Here is a 4,996-nt window from a genome sequence, read left to right on the forward strand (position 1 = left end):
CGTGTTTTAATTTTATTGCGACAATTTGTCGTGTTTTAATTTTATTGCGACAATTTGTCGTGTTTTAATTTTATTGCGACAATTTGTCGTGTTTTAATTTTTTTATCCATAAATATGGATAAAAAAATTGATTATTTTCCCTTTTTAAATTATACTATAATTATTAAAAAAGGAGGTGAAAAGCGTTACTTTTCTAGTGGCGTTAATAATGGGGAAAATAATAACTATAAAAAATAACAAAGGTGGCGTTGGAAAATCCACTTTATCAAAAAATATTGCTCATGGTCTTGCAATGTTAGACTTCAAAACTGCCTTAATCACTTCAGATGCACAAAATGATAGCTTAATTCTCTTAGGAGGATGGTTCGAAGGTGGAAAAGGTTTTAAATCTTTCGTTCAAACTGGTGAGGAAGTTAAAATCAAAATTAGAGAAAACTTAGATTACTTTCCTGTTGAAACAGATATTTTTGGAATAAATTTAAAAAGTAAAATTAGAAACACTTTTAATTTACTAAAAGAAAATTACGATTTTATTATTGTTGACTGTGCTCCTGTTTTTAATGTACTTAACGATATTATTTTGGAAATTACTGATGAAATTATTGTTCCTATCAAACTCGATAAATTAAGTACAGCCGGTATTACAAGGTTAATTGAAAAAACTGAAGGAAATAAGATAACTCAAATCGTTCCCAACCTATATAGAAATACTAAAATTTCAAGAGAATATTTTCAAAATCTATCAAATTTCTTCAATGATACTGGAGTTATTTTAACAAATCCCATTCCTGAAAGTGTTATTGAAGAACAACTTTCAGAAAAAGGTAAAACAATTTGGGAAACTCAATCTAAAAAAGCTGAAGAATTACAAAACTTATATGGTGAAATTATCGGGGGAATTATCAATGATTAATAAAAAAATTAATGTTTTAGATAGATTAAAACAAGACTCTTTTAAAAAAAAGGAATCATCAGCTAAACAAAATATTGAATCTAAAGAATTTGAAATAACTGTTGTTGAAAAAGATTTCTTATCTGATAATAAAGTCATGTTTAATTATGAAGATATCCATGACTTAGAAATGAAAAATGATCTGCTGAAATATGAATCTCTTTTAAATTTAGCTAAAAGTAACTATCATACTAAAGCGGGTGAAATACTCGCTGAAGCTAATGAGAAGTATGCAAATCATAAAAATGGAACTTTCACAGTATGGTTGGAGCACATGAAAATAGGAAAAAAAAGTGCCGAACGATTAATAAACCGTTTCAAGTTTATAAAAAATAATTGTCTGACATCTGAAGATCAACTCTATTTTGAAACTCTTCCATTGTCATTAACTTATGAAATATCTGCTCCTAATGCGGATAAGGAATTAGTTAATGCAGTTTTAAACAGACAAATTAAAACTAGAAAAGATTATATTATTCTTAAAAATACTTTAAAAAATGATACTCCTAAAGTTTCTGAGTTTGATTCTATCGAAAAATTGTTTAATAAATTAAACTCCAATATTTCTAGTCTTATCGAAAACAAAGTAGAATCTGCAACTTTAGATTCAAATAAAGCAAAAACGGTCTATGAAAAAATAGAGCTTTTAAATAAAGAGATTAAAAATCTACTTGTTGAAATTGAAAAGTTAAGTTAAAAAATTTATAAAAGGAAGGGTATATAATGAAACTATTTAGTTTTACAGATTTTTTTTATGTTATTGAACATAATAATGAGTATTTTGAGTTTGAATTTGAGGATGATTTCTTAAATAATATTTCTGAAGATTTAGATACTGAAACTTTTGAAATTTTAAAAATATCAGAAATATCTGAAGGAACTTTTGAGATTTTAGTAAAAACTCCTTCTGACGAAAAAAAAGTATATAACTATACTCTTTCTCCTGAAAGAATATCTTATATCTTATCTGTTAGTAAATAGCCAATATAAAAACCCAAGAAATTTTATAATATATTTCTTGGGTTATTTTTTATACAACATTAACGTCTACTATATCAATGTTTTTATTTTTATTAAACTTTCTTCATCCTCATTGTACTCCAAAACAATATGCAAACTTCCCAATTCTCCCTCAAAAAACTTTGTTATTCCTAGTAGTCTGATTATTTTATTAACTTCTTTTATATTTTCCCCCTCCAACATATCCAAAATATCCAGTTGAAACATTGACATATTTTTATAGATCTTTTTGATTTCAACATTTTTAACCACTTCTGCTGTATTTATTTCAAAAGATTCTTTATTTATTTCTTTGTCCTCTTGTATTGTATTTATTTCAATTGCTTCAACCTTTTGAGTATAATTATTTTTAGACATATGTGCTGTATTTATTTCATTTAATCCATCTACTTTATCTATAATCTGTATTTCTGAAATCATATTACTATTTTCAGACTCTTCTGCTGTATATTTATTCAAATTCTTTTCTAAATAATCTTTTACTAATTTATCTTTTGCTGCACTAAAGGCCATTTTTTGTATTTTTCCTTCAACTCCACACATTTTTATGTAATCTTTATAGGCATCTTTCTCTATAATATCTCTTTCTTTCAAAGTAATACTTTCTAAAAATTTTTGTATTTTTAAATCTTTTTCTAAATTTTTTGACAATGACTCCTCGTTATTTGATAGACTCACTAATTTTAAATTTTCAACTTTGTCCTTTGGTGTTGTATTTTTTTTCTTTTGTGATATATAATCCTCTGCCCATCCCTTAGATAAGGCTTGTATCATGTAACTTCTTATATTACTTACTTTTTGAGCTTTTATATATTCAGATACTAATTTAATATGCTCAAATCCATATTGTCTTATTCCATCTTTTATAACTTTTGGTAATGTTTTTAATTCTCTTGCTTTAGAAGGTAATATTTTTAAGATTTCTTCTAATTTGTCATTTGTTGGTATTCTATCTATCGTTTCGGCTTTTACAGCTTCAAAGTGGCTATTTCCATCATTTGGCAAATCTACTCCACTGTCCGTATGAGTTATAAGTAAATTATCAAAATGATTTTTATCATCATAAAAATATGACTGTTTAAGTTCATTATGAGATTCATTAAAATAAAATTCAAATTCAGATTCAATCCATTTGCTATTTTTAATAACTGTATAGTCTGCTATTAAATTCATCTTCTTTAATTCTTGACAACTTTTTTCTATTACTTTTATAGTTCTTCCAATTTTTTGAATATTTTCACTTAAAGGAATTCTTTTAATTAAATTTATCGATAAAACTTTTATATACATTCTATTAAATCTTAATTTATTAATAAGCATATATAAAGCTCTTGTAATTGGATTATCCATACTTAATAGTAATTGAGAATCATATACCAAATATCCTTTTCTTATTATATTGTCATAAAAGTGCTCTGATATAGACACCTTGATAACCTCTTTTATTCTTCTATCAGTAAACAACTCTTTTTCGGATTCTTGTGCTTGCTTCAAAGATATCATATGAATATTCATTATATTTGTGTTAATCTGCTCTTCTATTATTCCTTTAATTTTATTAGAATATAATGAATTTTTAAATGTATAACTTGTTTGAGATAATCTTACTAGAGCTTTTGATATTCTTCCATAAAACCCTTTAAAAGACTCTTGTGCAATTCCCATACTTGTTAAAATTTCACTTATAGTTGTATAAAATGTATTATGGTATCTCTTATCTCTCATAATCTTTAATAAAGCTATAAATACTCTTTCTTCTAATTCACCTGGAATATAATCTCCAGACGTAGGATTAACTTGAATATAAGCTTCTTTTGATCTATTAAAAAAATATCTTATTATTTGATTTTTTTTCTTACTAGTACTCTTAGTAAATAGCGGATATTCAATCATATTAATATCAATTCTAACCAAACTATGATTTTTTTCATTTTCAATTTCAGAAACATCTAAAAATTTTTCTACTATTTCACTTGGACCTGTATCAATAACTTGATTCATAGGAATATCAAATTTTTTTACTTTTTTCATTTTCACCAGTCCTTTAATGCTGTATATTTATTTTTTCTATCCTCTTTTGTTGTATATTTTACAACAAAAAAAAACTTTTTTCAATACTTTTTACCATTAGTGTTGTATTATTTTCTTGTTTTTCATTTAATTTTAAAATTTTTTTGTAATTATTATACAGAAGTGGATATTTTTTTTATTTTATTTTTAATACAGCATCTACGGTTAAAAACATACAACAGTAATGGCTTAATCATACAACACCTATGTCCATATATATACAATAGTAAGGGGCATATATATACAACATCTACGGTTATCGTATTTTTTTATTGATATCCTATAACCCTATATTTTACTTGGCTTTATAGCAATATCAAAATTTTTTTATCCTCAACAACAATATAAACAACTATAAACATTAAAAACAACTATAAACAATCCTTTAATATTTTCATAATCATAATTATAAATAATTAAATATAAATTAATTAAACGAAACAATTCGAAAGAAAATTAAAATTTTATCTATACAATAATATAACAATTATATTATATTTAATTACTAAAAATAAATTTTATTTAATTTTACATAAATTTAATTATTACTTTAACACTTAAAATTTTGAATTAATTATAATATAGAAAAATTTAACTTTCTAAAAAATTATATCAATATATATTGTAACTTAATCACGAATAATCCTTTTAATATTTCTTTTAAATATTCTAAAACTTCTTCATTGATACATTTTTTACAATAATTTTTAACTACAGCTAATTTAATAATAAAAAAATAAAAAATTATATTGACATGATTTAAAAGTTATGATACTATTATTTTCGTCAGCAGAAAAAGTTGACCTAATATAAATAATTCGGAATATAGCGCAGTCCGGTAGCGCACCTGCCTTGGGAGCAGGGGGCCGCAAGTTCGAATCTTGCTATTCCGACCATTATTGGGGTGTCGCCAAGCGGTAAGGCAACGGACTTTGACTCCGTCATGCGTTGGTT

The 4,996-nt window shown here is 24.8% G+C and carries 4 protein-coding genes and 1 tRNA gene; 4 read left to right on the plus strand and 1 reads right to left on the minus strand.

Annotated elements, in window-relative coordinates; all coding sequences use genetic code 11:
• The first annotated feature begins 196 nt into the window (after window positions 1–196).
• From ACWI69_RS11635 to ACWI69_RS11645, 3 genes are read left to right on the plus strand one after another with little or no spacing between them, the layout of a single operon-like run.
• Window positions 197–913, plus strand: a complete 717-nt coding sequence (locus ACWI69_RS11635; RefSeq protein ID WP_448822000.1) for a ParA family protein — start codon at window positions 197–199, stop codon at window positions 911–913.
• Window positions 906–1,649: a hypothetical protein gene (locus ACWI69_RS11640; RefSeq protein ID WP_448822001.1), complete on the plus strand. Its 744-nt coding sequence runs from the start codon at window positions 906–908 to the stop codon at window positions 1,647–1,649. Before ACWI69_RS11635 ends, ACWI69_RS11640 begins: the two co-directional genes overlap by 8 nt.
• Before the next feature lie 26 nt (window positions 1,650–1,675).
• Window positions 1,676–1,933 (plus strand): hypothetical protein, encoded by a 258-nt coding sequence (locus ACWI69_RS11645; protein WP_448822002.1) that lies wholly within the window; start codon window positions 1,676–1,678, stop codon window positions 1,931–1,933.
• Window positions 1,934–2,002: 69 nt separating this feature from the next.
• Here ACWI69_RS11645 and ACWI69_RS11650 read toward each other — a convergent pair whose 3' ends face one another.
• On the minus strand, window positions 2,003–4,003 hold the full coding sequence (locus ACWI69_RS11650) for a hypothetical protein (protein WP_448822003.1): 2,001 nt from the start codon (window positions 4,001–4,003) through the stop codon (window positions 2,003–2,005).
• An 858-nt stretch (window positions 4,004–4,861) separates the two neighbouring features.
• On the opposite strand from ACWI69_RS11650, the gene ACWI69_RS11655 reads away from it, so the two are divergent.
• Window positions 4,862–4,938: transfer RNA gene (locus ACWI69_RS11655), tRNA-Pro, on the plus strand.
• Window positions 4,939–4,996 lie beyond the last annotated feature (58 nt).

It is taken from the genome of Cetobacterium sp. (assembly GCF_977044495.1).

Bases quoted from the DNA above. Each gene is read 5' to 3' on its own strand.
- ACWI69_RS11640 (WP_448822001.1), top strand. From the start codon at position 906: ATGATTAATAAAAAAATTAATGTTTTAGATAGATTAAAACAAGACTCT.
- ACWI69_RS11645 (WP_448822002.1), top strand. From the start codon at position 1,676: ATGAAACTATTTAGTTTTACAGATTTTTTTTATGTTATTGAACATAAT.
- ACWI69_RS11650 (WP_448822003.1), bottom strand. From the start codon at position 4,003: ATGAAAAAAGTAAAAAAATTTGATATTCCTATGAATCAAGTTATTGAT.